Below are 18568 nucleotides of genomic sequence, written 5' to 3' on the forward strand. Positions count from 1 at the left end.
CCAGCCCCCTTCCATCACCGGGCGCTGGGCAGCCCATCCGTCAGTAGCGCAGCAACGTTTCGATTCCTTCCGTGATACGGGCTGGATTCGGCAGCCAATCATCTTCCACCGACGGCACCGGGTATGGCGTGTCATACCCAGCGACGCGCACGATGGGGGCCGAAAGGGCGAATAGCGCCCGCTCGCTGATCAAGGCAGCCACTTCGGCGCCGAATCCGCTCGTTTTCACCGCTTCATGGACGATCATCACCCGCCCCGTTTTTTCGACCGAGGCGAGGATGGCATCGATATCGAGCGGCTGAAGGCAGCGCAGATCGATCACTTCCGCGTCAATCCCTTTCGTCCGCATCTCATCGGCCAGTTTGGTGACAAGCGGCACGGTTGCCCCCCACGTAATGATCGTCAAATCTTCTCCTTCTTTCACGACCCGCGCTTGGCCGAGCGGAATCGTGTACGGTTCTTCCGGCACCTCCATCCGAAACGCCCGATACAGCTTCATCGGCTCCAAAAACAGCACCGGATCATCGTCGCGAATGGCGGAAATGAGCAATCCTTTTGCATCGTACGGATTGGATGGCATCACGACTTTCAAGCCCGGAGAATGAGTAAACAGCGCCTCCAGCGCATCGGAGTGCAGCTCCGGCGTCCGCACCCCGCCGCCGTATGGGCTGCGCACGACGATCGGGCACGAAAACCGCCCGCCGGAGCGGAAGCGAATGCGCGCCGCCTGCGCGGCAAGCTGGTCCATCGCTTGATACACAAACCCAAGAAATTGGATTTCGGCAATCGGCCGCATGCCATTGATCGCCAACCCGATCGACGTGCCGATGATGCCGGATTCAGCGAGCGGCGTATCAAACACACGGTCAGGACCAAACTGCTCAAGCAACCCGTCCGTCGCCCGGAAGACGCCGCCGTTTTCGCCGACATCCTCGCCAAGCACGATGACGCGCGAGTCGCGCTCCATCTCTTGGCGCATCGCTTCATTGATCGCTTCGATCATCGTCAATTCAGCCATTTATTTCACCCCTTTTGCCTGCTTGCGCCGCATCACTTCCGCTTTTTGCTCGGCAAGCAATTTCGGCGCCTCGCTGTACACATAATCGAATACATCGGCAATGGAACCGGATGGGCTGGCAATGGCGGCCTCATACGCCGCTGTCACTTCCGCGTTCACTTCGGCAACGAATGCTTCTTCCTGCGCCTCCGTCCACAACCCGCGCCGCGCAAGCAGCACACGCACGCGGTGGAGCGGATCTTTCCGCCGCCACGCTTCGACTTCTTCCGACCGCCGATACTTCGTCGGGTCGTCCGCCGTTGTATGCGGCCCAAGCCGATACGTGAGCGCCTCGATCAACATCGGCCCTTCCCCGCGGCGCGCCGCATCGACCGCCTGTTTCATCGTTTCATACACCGCCAACACGTCGTTGCCGTCAACCAGCACTCCTTTCATCCCGTAGGCAAGCGCCTTTTGCGCGATCGTTCGGCTCGCCGTCTGCTTGGCGTACGGGACACTAATCGCATACTGGTTGTTTTGACAGAAAAAGATGACCGGCACGTTGTATACCGCGGCAAAGTTCATCGCTTCATGAAAATCGCCTTCCGATGTCGCTCCGTCGCCGAAATAAGCCACCGATACGTGCGGCTCGCCTTTCAATTTCGATGCCCACGCGCAGCCGACGGCATGCAGCGTCTGAGCGGCAATGATGATTTGCGTCGGAAAAATGTTCACCCCATCCGGCATCCGTTTTCCCGACAGGCGGCCCTGTACGTAATGGAAAAACTGTTCAAGCGGCATGCCCTGCAACAAACAGACCACCACTTCACGGTAGCTCGGGAAAATCCAGTCGTCGTTTCGGAGCGCAAGGGCGCTGCCGACTTGCGCCGCCTCTTGGCCGCTGAACGGCGCATACGTCCCGATCCGTCCTTGCCGCTGCATGCGCAACAACCGCTCATCGATGACGCGCGCCCGCCGCATCGCCCGATAAGCATCAAGCAGCCACCCATCAGAAAACGCCGCCAGCTTCTGTTCATCGCCATTCCCATGTTCATCGAGAATTTGCACCATCTCGATGGACAGCTCATTTGGATCGAACATCGAATCCCCTCCCCCATTGTTTTCCCCATCACCATCGCGGCCTCTTGATGCCGCTCAACAAATGAGACTACCGAACATCCAGCAGCAGCACTTCCGGATGGCTCAAATAGTGCGCCACCGTCCGCATAAACCGTCCGGCCGGCTCACCGTCAATGACACGGTGATCAAACGTGAGCGAGATCCCCATCATGTCGCGAATGACAATCTCATCGTCGATCACGACCGGTTTCCGCTTGATGGCATGCGCCCCGAAAATCGCCACTTCCGGGTAATTGATGATCGGCGTCGCAAACCATCCCCCGCCCGCGCCGGTGCTCGTGATCGTGAACGTGCTTCCTTGCAGCTCCTCAAGGCGAAGCGCCTGGCGGTGCGCTTTCTCGGAAAGTTCGGCGATTTCAACGGCCAACTCGCGAATCGATTTTTGATCGGCGTCGCGGATGACAGGCACCAACAGTCCCGCCTTCGTCGCCGTCGCGATGCCGATGTGATACCGTTTCTTCAACACGATTTCATTCGTCTCTTCATCAAGCGAAGCGTTAAACATCGGATATTCCTTCAGCGCCCTTGTCACCGCCTTAATGATAAACGGCAAATACGTCAGCTTGATCTGCTCCTTCGCCAGCTCGCTGGCAAGGCTTTTTCGAATCTCGACGAGCTTCGTCACGTCGATCTCGTCCATCCCGGTCGCATGCGACGCCGTATACACCGATTTCACCATTTTTTCGGCGATTTTTTTGCGCAACCCGCGGAGTGGAATGCGCTCTTCTTCCTCAAACAAGGCATCCAAGCCCGCGATGGATGTCCATGTGGCTATACTCGCCTGCCGTCCTCCAGCCGCGCCGCCGGTCGGCAGGGCATCTTTCTTCGCTTCGTCCCTTGCCGCCACCGTCGCGGCCGCCTCCCGCTCCCTGACATACCGCTCCAAATCGGCGAGCGTCACCCGGCCGCCTTCGCCCGTTCCTTCCACTTCATCGATCGGAACGCCCATCTCCCGCGCCCTCTTGCGCACCGATGGCGCCGCAATCGCCCGTTTGCGGGCCGGACGCGGCGCTTCTCCACAGGCAGCAGGCACAGGCTCCCGAACCGAATCTTCAGTCGGCGCCGCTTCCCCCGCGACCGCCGCCTCGGTTTCCACGACAATCAACGGCTCTCCAACCTTGACCGTCGCCCCTTCCGGCCCAGCAAGCGCCACCACTTTCCCCGCCACCGGCGTCGTCATTTCGACCATGGCTTTATCGGTCTGTATTTCCGCAATCGGCTGATCGGCGTTGACGACATCCCCTTCACGGACAAGCCAGCGGATGATCTCGGCTTCATGCAGCCCTTCGCCAATATCAGGCAGCTTAAATTCATAGATCATGGCGATATCCCCTTCCCCTTCTTCTCGTGTTGCGATTGGAAACAAACACAATGGTGCAGCATCGATGGTGTTGCAATCATGAGGCAGCTTAGTGGTGAAGCGCTTACAAAACTCGTGGTGAGGATTCTTTTTTCTACGAAAATAGCAAACGAATATTCCAAATTTTCCAACCTACAAGATTTATGATAGTATTAGATTGTCAACCTGTCAATATAAGGAGGACCGACATTTTTCGGGCTCTTCACCACAAAATGTACTTGACAATCAAGTTGTTTTCTGATCAAGGGTACAAAGAAATGCGAATTTTCCTGCATGATAAAGGTAACCAAACCATCAACCATGGAGGAAATTTCGCATGCCATCTCCGTTTATCAAAGATTTGATCACTTTACCAGACTTTCTTATTCAAGGAGAACGAAAAGAGGGAAGACGATGGACTTTTGAACGTTCCCTCCCTCCTCATTGCCCGATCTGCCCGACTTGCTTCGGACGAACCATCAACATGTCATCGAAACGGAAACAATGAAATGAACAGAAGAAGAGAGACAAGAAGTTCGACAATGGTGCCAAGAAAGTGCTTATTTACGTGATGTTGATCAAGCCCTTCAGCATTTCCGTTACGTATCCAAAAGCCAAACAAGAAAGCAAGCCGAAACTCGTTTGACCCAATGGTTTGACCGGTATCTTTTTAGCGACTGTGCCGCCGTACGCCGTATTGCATTGTTGAAGAGGGGAGGTTATGTCGAAAGTATTAGGAAGACTTCGCTGACTATACTGTTCCGAAAGTGTTATTTTAAACATTCGTTAGATTATGAGGTAGTGGATAAAGGAACACTTAATGATATCATCTTAAGATATTGTTTTTTTTTTCAATGAAATTTAAAGAATTCCCTCTCATTCGAGAGGGGGGCTGGGCTGATCCCAAAACGCATTCCCGTTTTGGGTCAGCCCCTTCTATGATATTTTGTTGTATTACACCCTTTCTTCATATTTTGAAATTAGATATTCATCGTTTCCAACCAGTCCCAGCTTAAACGCTTTATTGACAATTTCAGCTACCTCTGTTGAGAAAAAGACATTTGTACCGTACTTCAATTTGTCTTCAAGTATTTGTTTATGGTATTTTGAAGTTTCTCTAGATAAATTTTTGTTAACAACTTTATCCTCTTCAAGCGCTTTTTGAAACTCTATGAAATCCATAGATTTATTTTGGCCTTCTCTTCCTCCAAAGGGCTCACCGTTTCGAATATGATTTCTAAACTTAGCTCCTAAAGTTAATTGTGTATAAGCGGCAAATGCAGCTTTATTGATATTCATAATTCTCCTCCTCTGCTTTTACTCTACATTTATATAAAGATTATCATAAAAAGTATTGTTAGGTGGATAATAGTCCCTTGCAGATACAGTGAATTGCCCACTTTCTACTTTATCTAGTGGTATTTCATAATATTTAATCCATCCAATAACCATTCCGCTTGAATCTGTTACTGGTTCTCTCATATCAATAATTTCTTTTGCAATATTTGTTATGTCTCGTCCCTTATTATATATTCGACTCTTTACCAAAAAATGTACTTGACAAAAAACGTTTTTTACAACAATAATAAAATCAAAAAGATTAATTTCCATTTTTTGTTATTTTTGCAACCAGGAGGGATAGTATCATGTTTGTTCCTAAAAGTCAAGTGCATCTTTCGGTGATGAACCATTTTTCGCTAGCTTCGACAACTCTCGATAAACGTTGTCATTATCGCAACATAACAACTTCTGGCCTGTGCGCCAAAGGCCAAACGCATCATCGAAAAAGCGACGATGATCCCCATCGACCGCTGCCAAAGAAAACAGTCGCATTCGGAAGCCTTTTAGAGGAATAGGAAAAACCAACCATCCCCTCCTCGCTAGTCATCCAACGTGGTAGGGGACACGGCTTCTCGACAGAAGAACCTTATTGTTGGAGGGCATGGCTGTTGACTATTGACCTTCCCGCTCCGTTGACCGAAGGGAAAAGACGTCATACACAAAGGAGGAGTGAACATGCGCCTTGCGACCATCCATCATATCGCTGTCATTTGCTCCGACTATGAGCGGTCCAAACGGTTTTACACCGACATTCTTGGTTTTCGCCCTATCCGCGAGCAATACCGCGCCGCCCGCTGCTCATATAAACTTGATTTAGAAGCGGACGGCGGCATTCAACTTGAGCTGTTCTCATTTAAAAACCCGCCCAAACGCCCAAGCTATCCGGAAGCGTGCGGCTTGCGCCATCTCGCGTTGGCCGTCGATGACATTGATGAAGCCATTGCCTACTTGCGCCGCCATGGCATCAATCCCGAACCAGTTCGCATCGATGAAGCGACCGGCAAACGGTTCACCTTCTTCCAAGATCCGGACGGGCTGCCGATCGAGCTGTATGAAAACTAGAGAGAAAAGCGCACCTGCTCAATAACGATGACAAAACGAAGCCTCTCCATTGGTTTATGGTACAATGAGGATCGATACAAATGAAGGAGGCCAAACAACATGGTTCGATTCGCAACAATCGGCACAAACTGGATCACCGAAGCGTTTATTGGCGCCGCGCGGCTCGTCGATTCCTTTGAACTCGCCGCCGTCTGCTCGCGGACGGACGAGACAGCGAAGCGGTTTGCCGAGAAGGTTGGCGCGCCGCGCACGTTCACCGATTTACACGAACTGGCGAGCAGCCCTGACATTGATGCCGTCTACATCGCGAGCCCCAATGCGTTCCACGCTGAACAAGCGATTTTGTTGATGAACCACGGCAAACACGTCCTATGCGAAAAACCGCTCGCCTCGAATGCGAAAGAAGTCGAGGCGATGATCGCAGCGGCCGAACGAAACGGCGTTGTTCTGATGGAAGCGATGAAGTCAACGCTCATGCCCAACTTCGCAGCCATCCGCGGGCACCTGCCGAAACTCGGCCGCATCCGCCGCTATGTGGCGAACTACTGCCAATATTCATCGCGCTATGACGCCTACAAACAAGGGACGGTGCTGAACGCCTTCAACCCCGCTTTCTCGAACGGAGCGCTCATGGACCTTGGCGTCTACTGCCTGTACCCGATGGTCGTTTTGTTCGGCAAGCCCCGCAGCGTGAAGGCGCAAAGCGTAAAGCTCGCATCCGGCGTTGATGGCGAGGGGTCCATCGTGTTGGATTACGGGGACATGGATGCAGTCGTCTTTTATTCCAAAATCACAAACTCGCACTTGCCTTCAGAAATCCAAGGCGAAGACGGAAACATGATCATCGACGCCATCCATACGCCAGCGAAAATCGACATTCGCTACCGCGACGGGCGCGTCGAGGACATCACCGTCCCGCAAGACAAACCGCCGATGTATTACGAGGCGGAAGAGTTTATCCGTCTCATCGAAAGCGGGGAACGGGAGTCTGCCATCAACTCGCACCGCCATTCGCTTTGGACGATGGAAATCATGGACGAAGCGCGAAGACAAACCGACATCGTCTTTCCCGCTGACGAGCGATAAACGAAAAGTTCCAACCAGGTCTGTATAAGGACCGGTTGGAACTCTTTTTTCAGGCGGTTCTTCTGCCTCATCGGATTCCGTTGATAAGCAAAACGAGTAGCGTGTATGTGCAACTAACCAAGGACTGAGGACCGAGCTCCTTACTGGAAACCACGGTGTCACCTTCGGCTAAAATACGGGCCAAGCCATCGGTTTTTGTGAGCAGCTGCCGCGCACCCTATGCGCGACAGTTTCTGCGCCTTGCCGCCCCGTTCCTATTCACCCGTCTCGGCAAAACGGCGGAGGCGCGCGCCAATTTCATCGCGCACGCGGCGGAACACCGCGAGTTTCTCCTCTTCTGTCCCTTCCGCTTTCGCCGGATCGTCAAAGCCCCAATGGACGCGCTTCACGTGCGGCGGAGTGACCGGACAATGGTCGGCCGCATGGCCGCACAGCGTCACGACCAAATCGGCGCGATTCAGCAAGTCCGGGTCGATGACATCAGACGTTTGCTTCGAAATATCAATGCCGACTTCCTCCATCACCTTGACGGCATTCGGATTGAGCCCGTGCGCTTCAATGCCAGCGCTGTACACGTCCCATTCATCGCCTAACAGTTGCTTGGCCCAGCCTTCCGCCATTTGGCTGCGGCATGAGTTTCCCGTGCATAAGAAATAAATGATTTTTTTCTTCATCGTTTCATTCCACCTTTCGTTTCGGTTCACAACCATCCACCATCATTCACCTCGCTGTCAAAGATCAGCACCCGCAGCGGGCCGCGGGATTCGCTGTCTCGATTTTGCGAATGGGTTCGCCTTGGTCCGGAACGTACGACAACACCGCTTGCCACAGCGAGTAGTATTCGCTTTGCGGGCGGAGCGAATCATATACCCATTGCCCTCTCCGCTTGGAGCAGCCAACTTACGCGAATGCCAGCTGGTCAAAAATACCACCAGCCGCTCGCACACACAGCACTCCCGCTTATGCAAAATCGCCAAAATCGTCAGCCGCGTCGGATCGCCGAGCAGCTTCAATACCCGGGCTGTCACTTCCATCTCCATCGCGAGTTGCGATGTATAAACGATTGACTTATTGAAAAACGAACACACCTCATTGAAACAGTCACGCCAACCAACGATTGCTTCTGTCAATGAACATATAATTACGTGCTTATATAAGTCAATAGCCATATACCGACAAAAGCAAGAAAAACGGGCGTGCCGCTCCCAGCACGCCCGCAAATGTTCCCTGCCCTCTGCCGCCAGCAGGCGTTAGTCCATCCGCTTTTTCGCCGCCGACAGAAGGTCGATCGCCTTCGTTCCGACCCCGACAAACGTCTCCAAAATCGCCTGCGCCCCGGCGATCGAAAAGATAAAAATCAACGGCATGGCGATCTTTGGGATGAATAAATACCCAAGCGCGAGAAAAACCGCGCTCCACACCCCCGCGCACCAGTAACAGTTCAACAAATAGCCGAATTTCGATTTCGGCACCTTCTTGATTTCCGTACTCCCGTCTTCGTGTTGGATTGTCTCTTTTTTCATAAACGGATTGCGAATAAACTCCGTGATCTTATCAAAGACGATCAAGTGGGTGAACCGATAGCTGGCCAAAATGATCATGATGTACGTCATCCAGTCGAGTTCACGAAGCATGGCGAGTCCCTTTCTTTTGCGAGCTTTTCCTTTAGTATGAACCAAGAAGCGCTTCGTTATGAACCTATATATAGATGCAACGAAGAAGTCTAACACATCCTTGACGGAAAAGCGGTTTGTCCATTTTCGACTGTCGAAGGCAAGCCACAGGCTTGCCTCCGTCACACCAAGGCGTGACGGAAGACCGAACAACCGCCTGTTTCACAGACCTATATATGGGTCTGGAAGCGGCGTTGTTCGGTCGCCCGACAGTCGATCAAATACTCGGTAAAAGCTGCAAATGGTAAAGCTTCAAATTGCATCTATATAGCACCATGGGTTCTAAAAATAAAAAATCTTTTTTTTGACCCTGTTAAGGTGCGAAATGTGAAGTATAATATTGACAGGATGCTCATCGAACGATGCATCTAATTTTACAAATGTCCTCTAGCACATCATCAATTGATTGAATATTAAAATCTCTTTCTATAAGTATGTACTTTGGATTCGTGCGTTGCAATATCCATTCTGTTGATGTCAAAATCTCGTTATTGATAGAATTAGAATGTGTATCTCTTAGCACTCCTCCACGATCCCTCTCAAATCCAGAAACATGAATACATTCAATTCTTTCAAAAGGATATTCTGATGTATATTCTTCAAAAGAATAGTTATTATTTAAAGCTGTTACATACGCATTTGTTACATCAAACAAAATTTTTATACGAGGATTCACATCCTTCAGTAACTCTTTAAAGAACCTTCCTTCACTTAAGACATTCTTATTAGACAACTTATTTTGTGTAATATTCTCTATTAAGATCGGATTAGAAAAAAAGCTTGATGTAATTTCCAGATTCCTTCTCATTATCTGTACATTTTCCACAGTATACTCTATCGGAAAAACCTTCGATAAATAAATGCCATGTATATGGGAATAGGCGACATGATCTGAATAATATTTTGCATTTACATAATCACTGTAGAAAGCATACTGTTCAATTGCCGGTCTGTATATTCCTTCTTTTGAACCCAAGGAGGATCGTAAACAATGTATACCTATATCAACATTATTTTCCTCACATAGTTTCAATAACCTTTTAGTCTCCTTATATCCAGTTATATCGGGCATGAGTTCGAGAAAATCTACGTATTTAATTAATTCATCAATAAATTCCTCGTGAATAGAATCTCTGTAACATAATCCTATTTTCATTCATCTTCTCCCCTTATTCGCGCAAAAAATACAAAAATAAACAAACTTAACGTAGCGTTTATTAATAACATCAGATGAACAGTAAGGGAAATGTACATGGCGAAAAAACTAAATAATAAAGTAGAGACGGATGTAACAACATTAATTAATTGCATTAGCTCCCTCTTGTCCCTTGTTTTATTTTTCTGAAGAAAAATCGTATTTATATAAACATTTATGCTCACACCTAGAGTGATAATAGTACTCAGTACTATAACTTGAAAAATAAGGGAGACATCAACATAATATATCACCATGAAAAACACAGTTAATATAAAGTAAAAGAGAGGAACACGAGTGTTGATTATCCAAAATTATACATACGCCTTCCATAAATTTGGGCATACTCAAACAAAGCAGCGGCCATCCCGGATTTCCAATCGAGAGGAAGCTGCCCAGAGAAAAAACGGCGAACGAACGAAATGAAGGAAAGAGAGACGTTCGTCTGTTTTTTGGTTTGATCATACAGCCATCGCAGCAACACATACGCGATGAACGCCGCAAACAGTTGGTTGTATACCGCATTTTCCGTCGTGCCAAACAAGGTCGGGACATTCAGATATTGCTTCACCCAACGGAAAAAGACCTCAACAGTCCAACGTTGTTGGTACATGTCGGCAATGGTTTCCGCAGACGCATGGAAGAGGTTCGTCACGACCCGAATGTCGCGGCCATTCGCATCTCGAAAGATCACCACCCGGTGACGCTTGGTGGAGCGGCATTGTTTCGTCCCCAACTGGCACGTGAAGTCGGCTTGAACCGATGAGGATGTGCTGGAAAGGCGTTTCAAGCTTTTTTTCTGATGGAGTTCGATGTTGTCCTTCATCCGAATGACAAAGAGCTGATGTTGCTCCACAAATCGATCGAGGCGTTCGATTTTGAAATACGCCCGGTCTTCCACCAGCACTTGTTGAGCGTTCGTCAACTGTTCTCCCACCGGGCCATCATGACGCAGTCCGATGGTTTCCACCACGTCTGCCGGCAACGAGGATTCCGGCGAATACGCGACGTGCAGCTTCACCCCGGCGCGTTCGCCGTGATACGGCGCCCATGGCAGGCGGTTTTTCCCGACCGTGACGGTCGTCGAATCCACCACCCGAAGCGGTTTGGGAAACCGAAGCGAACGGCGGGTTTGGCGGTTGCACTTGGAAATGATCAACGCCAACAAGCGTTTCATGATGTCATAGGGAACTTCTTTCGCTTTCTTGGATACAGTTGAATAATGGAATCGCGGCAATCCATACAGAGGCCCCACATCGGCTCCGTGGCGAAAGCTTTTCCATTGATGCATGGCGGCCAGCAGGAAGAAGTGAATCAACTCGCGCAACGTAAAGGTTCGAGACGAATCACGATACCCAACCGCTTCGGCAATCAGTTGAATCTCTTCATCCGAAACAAGTTTTTGCATCAAATTCGGGAGTGTGGTATGCTTGTTCATAGAGAGCACCTCCTGGGTTTGTTTGTGTCGCTACTCACATTCTACAGGAAAGGTGCTCTTTTTTCTATACCCTTTGGATTTTATTGGATAATCAACACGCCTGAGAGAGGAATATACTTACTCCAAATCCTATCCTTCAGATATCTCAGAAATAAAATGTTCATTGCTCCCGGTAATACAAATGGAATAAAAGATAACTTGATCATGCCTGCCTCATTAAATCTTTCTACTAAAGATGGTATCCATAGAATGGGAATGGATGATATAAGCCCAACAAATAGTAACAAAAATAAACTATTTACTTTCTTTTTACCGGCAATAGAAGTCTTGCTATATGAAAAACCGTGTTCAACATTTACACTTGCCATGACTAAAAACAAAATGAATGATAAGAAAATGTATATACTTAAAGGAATACTGAAAATGACAGCCCCTACTCCAAATCCTATAAGTTTCGCTAAATTCCCAACTATACTAATTTTCACCATACCGCCAAATAAGCGTTTCTCCTCTTCGAATATTTTTCTTTCCAAACTTCTTCCGACATACGAAGAAGAGAAAACTGAAATGGCGTATACAGCTAATAAGATCATTCCTTGATCTTTTAGAATAAATGACAAAAAAAATAGTATCAATAAAAGAAAGCTTGTCACTGCACTAATAAGCCGAGAATGTAAAGTTGAAATTTTCTTTATATAAGAAAAGTCAATAAAAATGAACATGCTAATAATTGAGTTTGTAATTATAACCCAAAAAGGGGATATATGGGAAATAGATACAATTCTAGTTATCGTGTAGGAATAAAGAATACCAGATAACAAAATTAAAAATAAGTATAGTAAAGCAATAAATTGAATTTCCTTAACATATCTCATAATACACTCTTTCCACTTCTTGTGTTTTTTTGAATTCTTCGTACTCTAGTATGTGACTGAAAAAAAAGACAGATGCGTCCTCCCCATCTTCCGAAACATATAGCTCATAACCATCCTTGAATTTTACTAATATTCCATAATTAAAATCTCTAAAGTAACTAACCATTGTTTCTAAAGTAGCCATGGAGGTTTAACGTCATAACAAGTTGCTTTAGCTGGTTTTTTCCTAGACTTCTTGATCACTTTTACTCGCATGTTCCCCCCTTTTCTACTAAAAATCGTATACATTACCAATTATATATATATATATATTATATATTGTCAATATAAAATTTTTTAAAAATAATACTATACATACAACACATCCTGCACACCCTAGGCGTTGCGGCACTTCCGGCAAAGATCCTGTGGGCTCAATCTGCAAGCCGAGCTATGGGAAAAAAATTAGCTGCGGAAGGCTTCACGTGAAAAGAATCAACCCTATGCACAGCCCCTGAACACGCTCGAAATGGCTTTTTTCATGGCTAGAGCCAAATCGCCCACAACATAGTACATGCGAATGTTTCTCTATTGTAAATTAGCACATTATTTCAGAATCCCTTTTTCAAATTATTTCAGGCGGATTCGGAAATAATGTGCAAAATTTTTGCGGATTGTTCCGGATTTTGCACATTCTTTCGGAACGTTTGCACGCTCTTTCAGATGAAGATTTCCAGCGCGCCTGGTGGACCGATGGAAAAGAGAAAGCACAAAAGAGGCCGATTCGGCCCCTTTCGTGCTAATACCCCCATAGCCATCAAGTGAAGCCTTGGAGCGAGTAGCTCCAAGGCTTCACTCTATCTATATCTTTGGAGGCTGTGACCGTGGGAATATGGAAAGATAGGCATGCCAAATACACCTTCCCTATAGAAGGTTTTTTTATGGTATAAGATGGGAATTCCTTACGACAACGGCATGATGACCAAACTCTCGATCATGTCTAAAGCGCTCTTTTTTGTATAACGCCTTGATTTTTTTCCGTGTTGAGCGATTATGTTACAGAGTTTAGAAGAATCTTAGCTCGATCTGCAGGAAAATGAAAGTGCTCTTGCACGGGGATTCTCCTTTCGAATGGTAGGTTGCACTTTCATTCTACAGGAGATCCGCCAGGCAAGGGCTATTTTTTGCTTGATCAAGTTCATCTAGCACCACGGGTTGATATATTTAAATCTCAGAAAAGTCTCGAGTTCACTATGTAGTAAACTTTAAAACTAAAGAAACTGGACCTCTAGTATATAATCCTTTTTCTCCATACGAAAAAGACTCGTCCAGCTCAATGTTTTTAAAACTGTCTAAAATAATATTTGCTACAAGTTCTAATTGCATAAGCGCTAAGGAAGCCCCTACACAAGTATGTGTTCCATACCCAAATGCTAGATTTTGTGAGTGACTAGTGAAAGCTTTATTATCTTCAAAGCTTCTATAAATATCAAATTTATCTGGATTTGAAAAGGCTTTAGGATCCCTATTAGCAGCACCAATCATATTTATAATTACTGCATTTTTAGGAATCAAAACTCCTTTGATAGTCACTTCTCTAGAAACTTGTCTAGGAATAAATTGAACTGGAGGTTCAAAACGCAATGTTTCATTAATAGCATTCTTCAAAAGCTTGCGATTATTTTTTACATCCTCGAATTGTTTTGGATTTTGAAGTAGATTGTAAAATAGCAAAGCTAAAGTTTTATCGACAGGTTCAGTTGCAGCCAATAAAATATTCAATGTTAAGGCAAGAAGCTCCTGAGAAGTCATTTTTATGCCATTAAATTCTGAACTTTTTAGTATAGATATTAAATCGTTTCCAGAAGAGTCTTTTTTACTTTCTATGATTGGAAGTAAATATTTTTCTAACTGTTCACTGCACCAAAAGCAATACTCAATTTCTTCATCAGAGAGATTGAAAGAAGTAATAAATTTTGCTATGCCTTTGTGCCATTCGGCAATTTGCTCTTGATCCTTTTTATCTAAGCCCAACATATCCATTGTTGATTGAACAGCAAATATCTTGCCAAAATCATTTACTAAGTCTATTTTTCCACGATTAAGATAAGGGGTTAAGACTTCAATAGCATTTTGTTTGAATAAAGAAAGTAATCGTTTGAGATTTTCACCTGTTAGCCCTTTCATTATCATTTTCTTTTTTTCTTTATGCTCTTTTCCAGTCATTTGGGCTAAAACTCTATCACGCATAACTGGTTGAGCTCGTTTCGCTAACATTTTAGTAGTAAATATTTCTTCATTTTCTAAAACATATTTTACATCTTCATAATTACTAACAAAATAACAGTCAATAGATTCTTCATAAAAAACAGGCTCTTGTGTTCTAAAATAAGGAAAAAACTTGTAAGGATCTTTTGAGTAAGCTTCTGAAAAAATACTTATTTTACTTTGTTGCAGCATATATAAAACTCCTTTCAAATATTAATTAATTTGTTTCAAGATGATATAGCCTTGGTTGTCACTCATTTTAACATAAAATTCTGAATTTTTAATTTCCTCTCCTAATTTCCACGGTCTATGATATGCAAGCACGGACTCTTTATAGCCTAGAATTGAAGCACCTGATAGAAAGAAAGGTAGTTCTGCTAATACGTATTTTACAGCGTGAAATAACATATTGTCTGTAATTTCTATATCTTCCATATTTAAAGACTTCGCTCGACTAGAAAGTGCATCATGAGACATTGCCAAACAAGATTTCCTAAATTTTTCATATTTTTCAAAGTGATAAATTACGTTTTGATAAACTTCATTATAAATTTTGTTGTTTTTAAAATCTGAAAAAGTATATATATCAATCTCTCTACCATTTTTCCTTAATGCTTCTTCGCTAAAACGGAAATGACGTCTGATTTCCTTTCTGACTTTTCTTTCCGCTTTTGTTGTAGGAGTTCCGAGGGCTTCAAGTAAGTTCTTAGCTTCATCTCCAGCTAATAAAACGGTCACATTTTTGAAATTTTTTGATGACCAATCAATAAGTTGATGAATATAGTTTTGTGAAAACTTACTGTTAAAGGGACTGATACCTAAAAGTATGTGAGTCTTATTCTTATAAATTTTCTCGCAATTTCTGGATAGTGGAACAACATAGAACAAATCTTTAATAATTTGTTGCATTTAAAAACCCCTTTCCTCAATTATAATTAACTAGTTAATATTAACAGACTAATATTAACTGGTTAACGATAATATAGCACACCCAAAAAATATTGTCAAACATTATCGAATTGAACAAATTATTATCCGCTCCCCTTGACAACACATAAAAATTCCCTTACCATTATTGTTAACCAGTTAACTATAGTGAGGAGGATGAGAATGGAAATCACTAAAAAGAAAGTTCTAAAAGCATTACAAGAATTCATCACAACTAGGGAATCGCTCAGAAGAACCGAATCGAGCAATAATAAGAACGTATTGTTCGGTGTTTCATGGACATTGACACAATTTCACATTGTTGCGCTTCTGAAAGAAAATGAATTAATGAATAATACGACTTTAGCTAAAGAACTTAACATATCGAAACCAGCGGTAACGAAAGCAACCAAAAAGTTACTGGAGAAAGGGATTATTCGAGAAAAACAAAATGAAGGAAATAAAAAAGAAATTTTCTATGTTTTAACTGAAAAAGGGGAAACAATGGCCGCAATTCATGAGAAGCTGCATAAGGAGGCTGAAGAAAAATATTTATCACTTTTAGATAACTTCAATAAGGAACAACTTGAAACAATCATATTATTTTTAAATACGCTTACTAATCATTTGAAAAATGAAAATATGAAGTAGGAGGGAAAAGCTTTGGATAAAGCCTTTCAACCAAAAAGCAAAGTTCTGGTTCTTCTCTTAAGTATTTCAGCTTTTTTTGCGTCATTAAATCAAAATATTTATTCCCCTTTGATTCCTCTTATTCGAGATACTTTTGACACAACAATTTTTTGGGTGGATTTAACAGTTAGTGGTTTTATCTTTATTATTTCTATCATGCAAGTAATATTAGGAACATTTATTGATTCTGCGAATCAAAAAAAGTTAATGATCACTAGTCTTTTCATTACAAGTATCTCAACTTTATTTTGTGCATTTACAACAAATTTTATGGTATTTTTTGTTGCACGAATGTTTCAAGCCATTGGTACAGGAATGATTCCGTTGATTGCGGTGAATGTCATTGCATATTTATTTGAAGGGGCAGAACGGGGCGATGCTATGGGAACATATCAAATCTTATTGACATTAGCCCCCGCACTTGCGCCGATCTTGGGAGGATTCATTGGACAATACTACAATTATTCAGGTGTATTTTTATTTCTATTTGTCATTTCAATGACATTGTTGATTTTTTTAGGATACAAACTTCCGACATTAAATAGTAAACAATTATCAGATAATAAAAATAAATATCAAACACTTCAAAAATATCAAATTTTATGGGCAAATAAAAAAGGCATGAGTGTTATCGGAATTAGTTTTTTCGTCTTCCTAGTATATTTTTCAATATTGACATACTTACCTGTTTTATTGCACGATCACTATCAAATATCTTTACAGATTATCGGATTATTATATTTGCCTTTGACAATTAGTATGATTATAGGTAGTACTTTATTTAAAAAGTTACAAAGAAGATTTGATTTAGAAAAGTTATATCGTACAATTTTATACTTAATGCCATTTTTCATTATATTATTTGGTTTAATGATGGAAAAGAACATGATCATATTAAGTATTATTTTATTCATTTATGGTGTTTTACTAGGATTTTCTCCACCATTATTTTCAACAATCATTAGTAGTCAATATACAAATGAAAAAGGATTGGCATTAGGAATATTTAATTTTGTACGATATTGTGGAATGGCAATAGGAGCAGGAATTGTCGGAATTAGCTTTCTGAGTTCCTCTTCCTTATTTCTTATTCTAGGAATCGTGTTTTTAGTGGTTTCGTTCATGATTAATCAAATTTTAAAATAAAAAGTGGATTCGTCACCCTTTATTTTCAATAAACATCAAAGGCGGATTAATCCGCCTTTTTCTTGTAGAAAAGAATCAGAGGATGTCTAAGATTCACTCTTCGTTTATATACATTTCGTAAAACCGGCTTGGTAAAAAACAAAATAGCTCCTTCCACATTTTTATCTACGAGCAACGGATGCAATCGGCACGAAAACTCCACACAGTCCCCTTTCACATTCCTCATGCAGACAGCCAGACTAGCTACAGGCCTTCCCTGCTTAATATGCTGAGAAAGTGATGTAGATTGGACAAATTCTGTGATGTGTTTACCGATCACAACGATTTGGGGACGTTCCAGTATTTGCTCTGCGGCAGAATTTGTATGAGCGATATATCCTTGTGCATCGACAACGAAGACCGGGTCCCTGATAAATGACAAAAGTCCCTCAACCTCCCTAAGCAGTTTCAAGCGTTCTTTTCTTGCTTCCTCCCAAACCCTCCCGTCCATGTTGATTCCTTCCCTCCTAATCAAGTTTTACGATACCCTATTACAGGCTTGTTATAGTTGACGGTAAATCATGAATATATTCAAACTGTCATGTTTTTATGGAAGAGAGTGTAACGTTATTTGTTCCTAGCATAAAAAAGCCAACAAGCATTCATCGGTAAAGTCCCTCCATATACACCACCGTGATCGTCCAAGCAATTTCCTCTATTGAACATTTACGATGATGACCACGCACAATGTCCCATAAGTACATTTCATTCGTAAAAAACCAACCACGCGCCACTACCTCAGGATTTAATTCTGTCCTAGCGAGTCCTTTACGTTGGGAATAAGAAATATCTTGAGAAATTCGTTGGATAAATCGCTCGCGGATTTCTGCCCATTTCGAAGACGCGGCTTGGGAAACACCGATCGCTTGCTCGAATACCTGTAACATGTCGCGTTCCGCTTCCGCCATTTTTAAAAAGGAATACGCTTGACTTTGAATCATTCGTTGTGCTTCCTCCTTTGATGTAGGAAAAAAGGGAAGCTCAGCGATTTGATAAAATTGCCCCATCACATCTTCCATCAGCGTGATCAGAATATCATCTTTCCCTTTAAAGTAAACATAGGCTGTACCATACCCTACACCCGCTTTCTTGATAATTTGGGTAACAGTAGTATCATGGAACCCTTCACGGATAAACACTTCCCGTGCTGCTTGCAATATTTTTTGGCGCGTGGCCACAGAACGCATATGGCGGCGATCGATCGTTTTTTTGCGATCCACTGTATCCCTCCTTAACGATACTCCTTTGCTTCTTAGCATAAGGGGTATAAGACCAAAATAAAAGAAGATGACAAAGCTGAAACATAAAAACAAATATTTAGAACATTTAGTAATTGACATCATGTCAAATTCTTTTGTAAAATCTTTTTAGCA

Annotated in this window: 18 protein-coding genes and 2 pseudogenes; 5 read left to right on the plus strand and 15 right to left on the minus strand. The window is 43.8% G+C overall.

Annotation, left to right across the window (positions count from 1 at the left end; all coding sequences use genetic code 11):
* Nucleotides 1-40 precede the first annotated feature (40 nt).
* From ACTVIM_RS15925 to ACTVIM_RS15935, 3 genes are all read right to left on the minus strand, one after another.
* The gene (locus ACTVIM_RS15925; protein ID WP_445613171.1) at nucleotides 41-1018 is read right to left on the minus strand and encodes an alpha-ketoacid dehydrogenase subunit beta; all 978 of its coding nucleotides are present in this window, start codon (nucleotides 1016-1018) and stop codon (nucleotides 41-43) included.
* The gene (gene pdhA, locus ACTVIM_RS15930) at nucleotides 1019-2098 is read right to left on the minus strand and encodes a pyruvate dehydrogenase (acetyl-transferring) E1 component subunit alpha (RefSeq protein WP_445613172.1); all 1080 of its coding nucleotides are present in this window, start codon (nucleotides 2096-2098) and stop codon (nucleotides 1019-1021) included.
* Between the two features lie 67 nt (nucleotides 2099-2165).
* Nucleotides 2166-3458, minus strand: coding sequence for a dihydrolipoamide acetyltransferase family protein (locus ACTVIM_RS15935; RefSeq protein WP_445613173.1), 1293 nt, complete (start codon nucleotides 3456-3458; stop codon nucleotides 2166-2168).
* 531 nt (nucleotides 3459-3989) lie between these two features.
* Between ACTVIM_RS15935 and ACTVIM_RS15940 the strand changes: the two are divergent.
* Nucleotides 3990-4190, plus strand: a pseudogene (locus ACTVIM_RS15940) (ISL3 family transposase); the annotation flags it as partial.
* 240 nt (nucleotides 4191-4430) lie between these two features.
* Here the strand turns inward: ACTVIM_RS15940 and ACTVIM_RS15945 are convergent.
* Nucleotides 4431-4775, minus strand: coding sequence for a hypothetical protein (locus tag ACTVIM_RS15945; RefSeq protein WP_011888040.1), 345 nt, complete (start codon nucleotides 4773-4775; stop codon nucleotides 4431-4433).
* A gap of 18 nt (nucleotides 4776-4793) precedes the next feature.
* Nucleotides 4794-4958: a DUF4879 domain-containing protein gene (locus tag ACTVIM_RS15950; protein WP_128733418.1), complete on the minus strand. Its 165-nt coding sequence runs from the start codon at nucleotides 4956-4958 to the stop codon at nucleotides 4794-4796.
* Between the two features lie 534 nt (nucleotides 4959-5492).
* Between ACTVIM_RS15950 and gloA2 the strand changes: the two genes are divergently transcribed.
* Nucleotides 5493-5879, plus strand: coding sequence for an SMU1112c/YaeR family gloxylase I-like metalloprotein (gene gloA2, locus ACTVIM_RS15955; protein ID WP_445613174.1), 387 nt, complete (start codon nucleotides 5493-5495; stop codon nucleotides 5877-5879).
* A 99-nt stretch (nucleotides 5880-5978) separates the two neighbouring features.
* Entirely contained in the window at nucleotides 5979-6965 is a 987-nt protein-coding gene (locus tag ACTVIM_RS15960; RefSeq protein WP_445613175.1) for a Gfo/Idh/MocA family protein, read from the plus strand.
* A gap of 254 nt (nucleotides 6966-7219) precedes the next feature.
* On the opposite strand, the gene arsC is transcribed toward ACTVIM_RS15960, so the two are convergent.
* From arsC to ACTVIM_RS16000, 8 genes and pseudogenes are all read right to left on the minus strand, one after another.
* Complete coding sequence (gene arsC, locus ACTVIM_RS15965) at nucleotides 7220-7639, minus strand: arsenate reductase (thioredoxin) (protein ID WP_445613176.1); 420 nt, start codon at nucleotides 7637-7639, stop codon at nucleotides 7220-7222.
* A gap of 64 nt (nucleotides 7640-7703) precedes the next feature.
* Nucleotides 7704-8005, minus strand: a pseudogene (locus ACTVIM_RS15970) (ArsR/SmtB family transcription factor).
* 210 nt (nucleotides 8006-8215) lie between these two features.
* The gene (locus tag ACTVIM_RS15975; RefSeq protein ID WP_445613177.1) at nucleotides 8216-8599 is read right to left on the minus strand and encodes a DUF1360 domain-containing protein; all 384 of its coding nucleotides are present in this window, start codon (nucleotides 8597-8599) and stop codon (nucleotides 8216-8218) included.
* A 391-nt stretch (nucleotides 8600-8990) separates the two neighbouring features.
* Nucleotides 8991-9794 carry a DUF692 domain-containing protein gene (locus ACTVIM_RS15980; RefSeq protein WP_445613178.1) on the minus strand — a complete coding sequence of 268 codons (804 nt, stop codon included), beginning with the start codon at nucleotides 9792-9794 and terminating at the stop codon, nucleotides 8991-8993.
* Between the two features lie 343 nt (nucleotides 9795-10137).
* A complete protein-coding gene (locus tag ACTVIM_RS15985) occupies nucleotides 10138-11271 on the minus strand; it encodes an IS4-like element IS5377 family transposase (protein ID WP_015375695.1) in 1134 nt (377 codons plus the stop codon).
* A gap of 80 nt (nucleotides 11272-11351) precedes the next feature.
* Complete coding sequence (locus ACTVIM_RS15990; RefSeq protein WP_445613179.1) at nucleotides 11352-11864, minus strand: hypothetical protein; 513 nt, start codon at nucleotides 11862-11864, stop codon at nucleotides 11352-11354.
* A 1512-nt stretch (nucleotides 11865-13376) separates the two neighbouring features.
* A complete protein-coding gene (locus ACTVIM_RS15995) occupies nucleotides 13377-14585 on the minus strand; it encodes a cytochrome P450, cyclodipeptide synthase-associated (protein WP_445613180.1) in 1209 nt (402 codons plus the stop codon).
* Between the two features lie 21 nt (nucleotides 14586-14606).
* Nucleotides 14607-15302: a tRNA-dependent cyclodipeptide synthase gene (locus ACTVIM_RS16000; protein ID WP_033842938.1), complete on the minus strand. Its 696-nt coding sequence runs from the start codon at nucleotides 15300-15302 to the stop codon at nucleotides 14607-14609.
* A 201-nt stretch (nucleotides 15303-15503) separates the two neighbouring features.
* Here ACTVIM_RS16000 and ACTVIM_RS16005 point away from each other — a divergent pair, with 201 nt between their 5' ends.
* Together ACTVIM_RS16005 and ACTVIM_RS16010 are read left to right on the plus strand one after the other, a co-directional pair.
* Nucleotides 15504-15971 carry a MarR family transcriptional regulator gene (locus ACTVIM_RS16005; protein ID WP_033842937.1) on the plus strand — a complete coding sequence of 156 codons (468 nt, stop codon included), beginning with the start codon at nucleotides 15504-15506 and terminating at the stop codon, nucleotides 15969-15971.
* A gap of 12 nt (nucleotides 15972-15983) precedes the next feature.
* Nucleotides 15984-17156: an MFS transporter gene (locus ACTVIM_RS16010; protein WP_445613181.1), complete on the plus strand. Its 1173-nt coding sequence runs from the start codon at nucleotides 15984-15986 to the stop codon at nucleotides 17154-17156.
* A 46-nt stretch (nucleotides 17157-17202) separates the two neighbouring features.
* On the opposite strand, the gene ACTVIM_RS16015 is transcribed toward ACTVIM_RS16010, so the two are convergent.
* Together ACTVIM_RS16015 and ACTVIM_RS16020 are read right to left on the minus strand one after the other, a co-directional pair.
* Nucleotides 17203-17646 (minus strand): PAS domain-containing protein, encoded by a 444-nt coding sequence (locus ACTVIM_RS16015; RefSeq protein WP_445613182.1) that lies wholly within the window; start codon nucleotides 17644-17646, stop codon nucleotides 17203-17205.
* Nucleotides 17647-17797: 151 nt separating this feature from the next.
* Nucleotides 17798-18454 (minus strand): TetR/AcrR family transcriptional regulator, encoded by a 657-nt coding sequence (locus ACTVIM_RS16020; protein ID WP_445614375.1) that lies wholly within the window; start codon nucleotides 18452-18454, stop codon nucleotides 17798-17800.
* Nucleotides 18455-18568 lie beyond the last annotated feature (114 nt).

The sequence above is a fragment of the Geobacillus sp. YF-1 genome, from assembly GCF_052692335.1.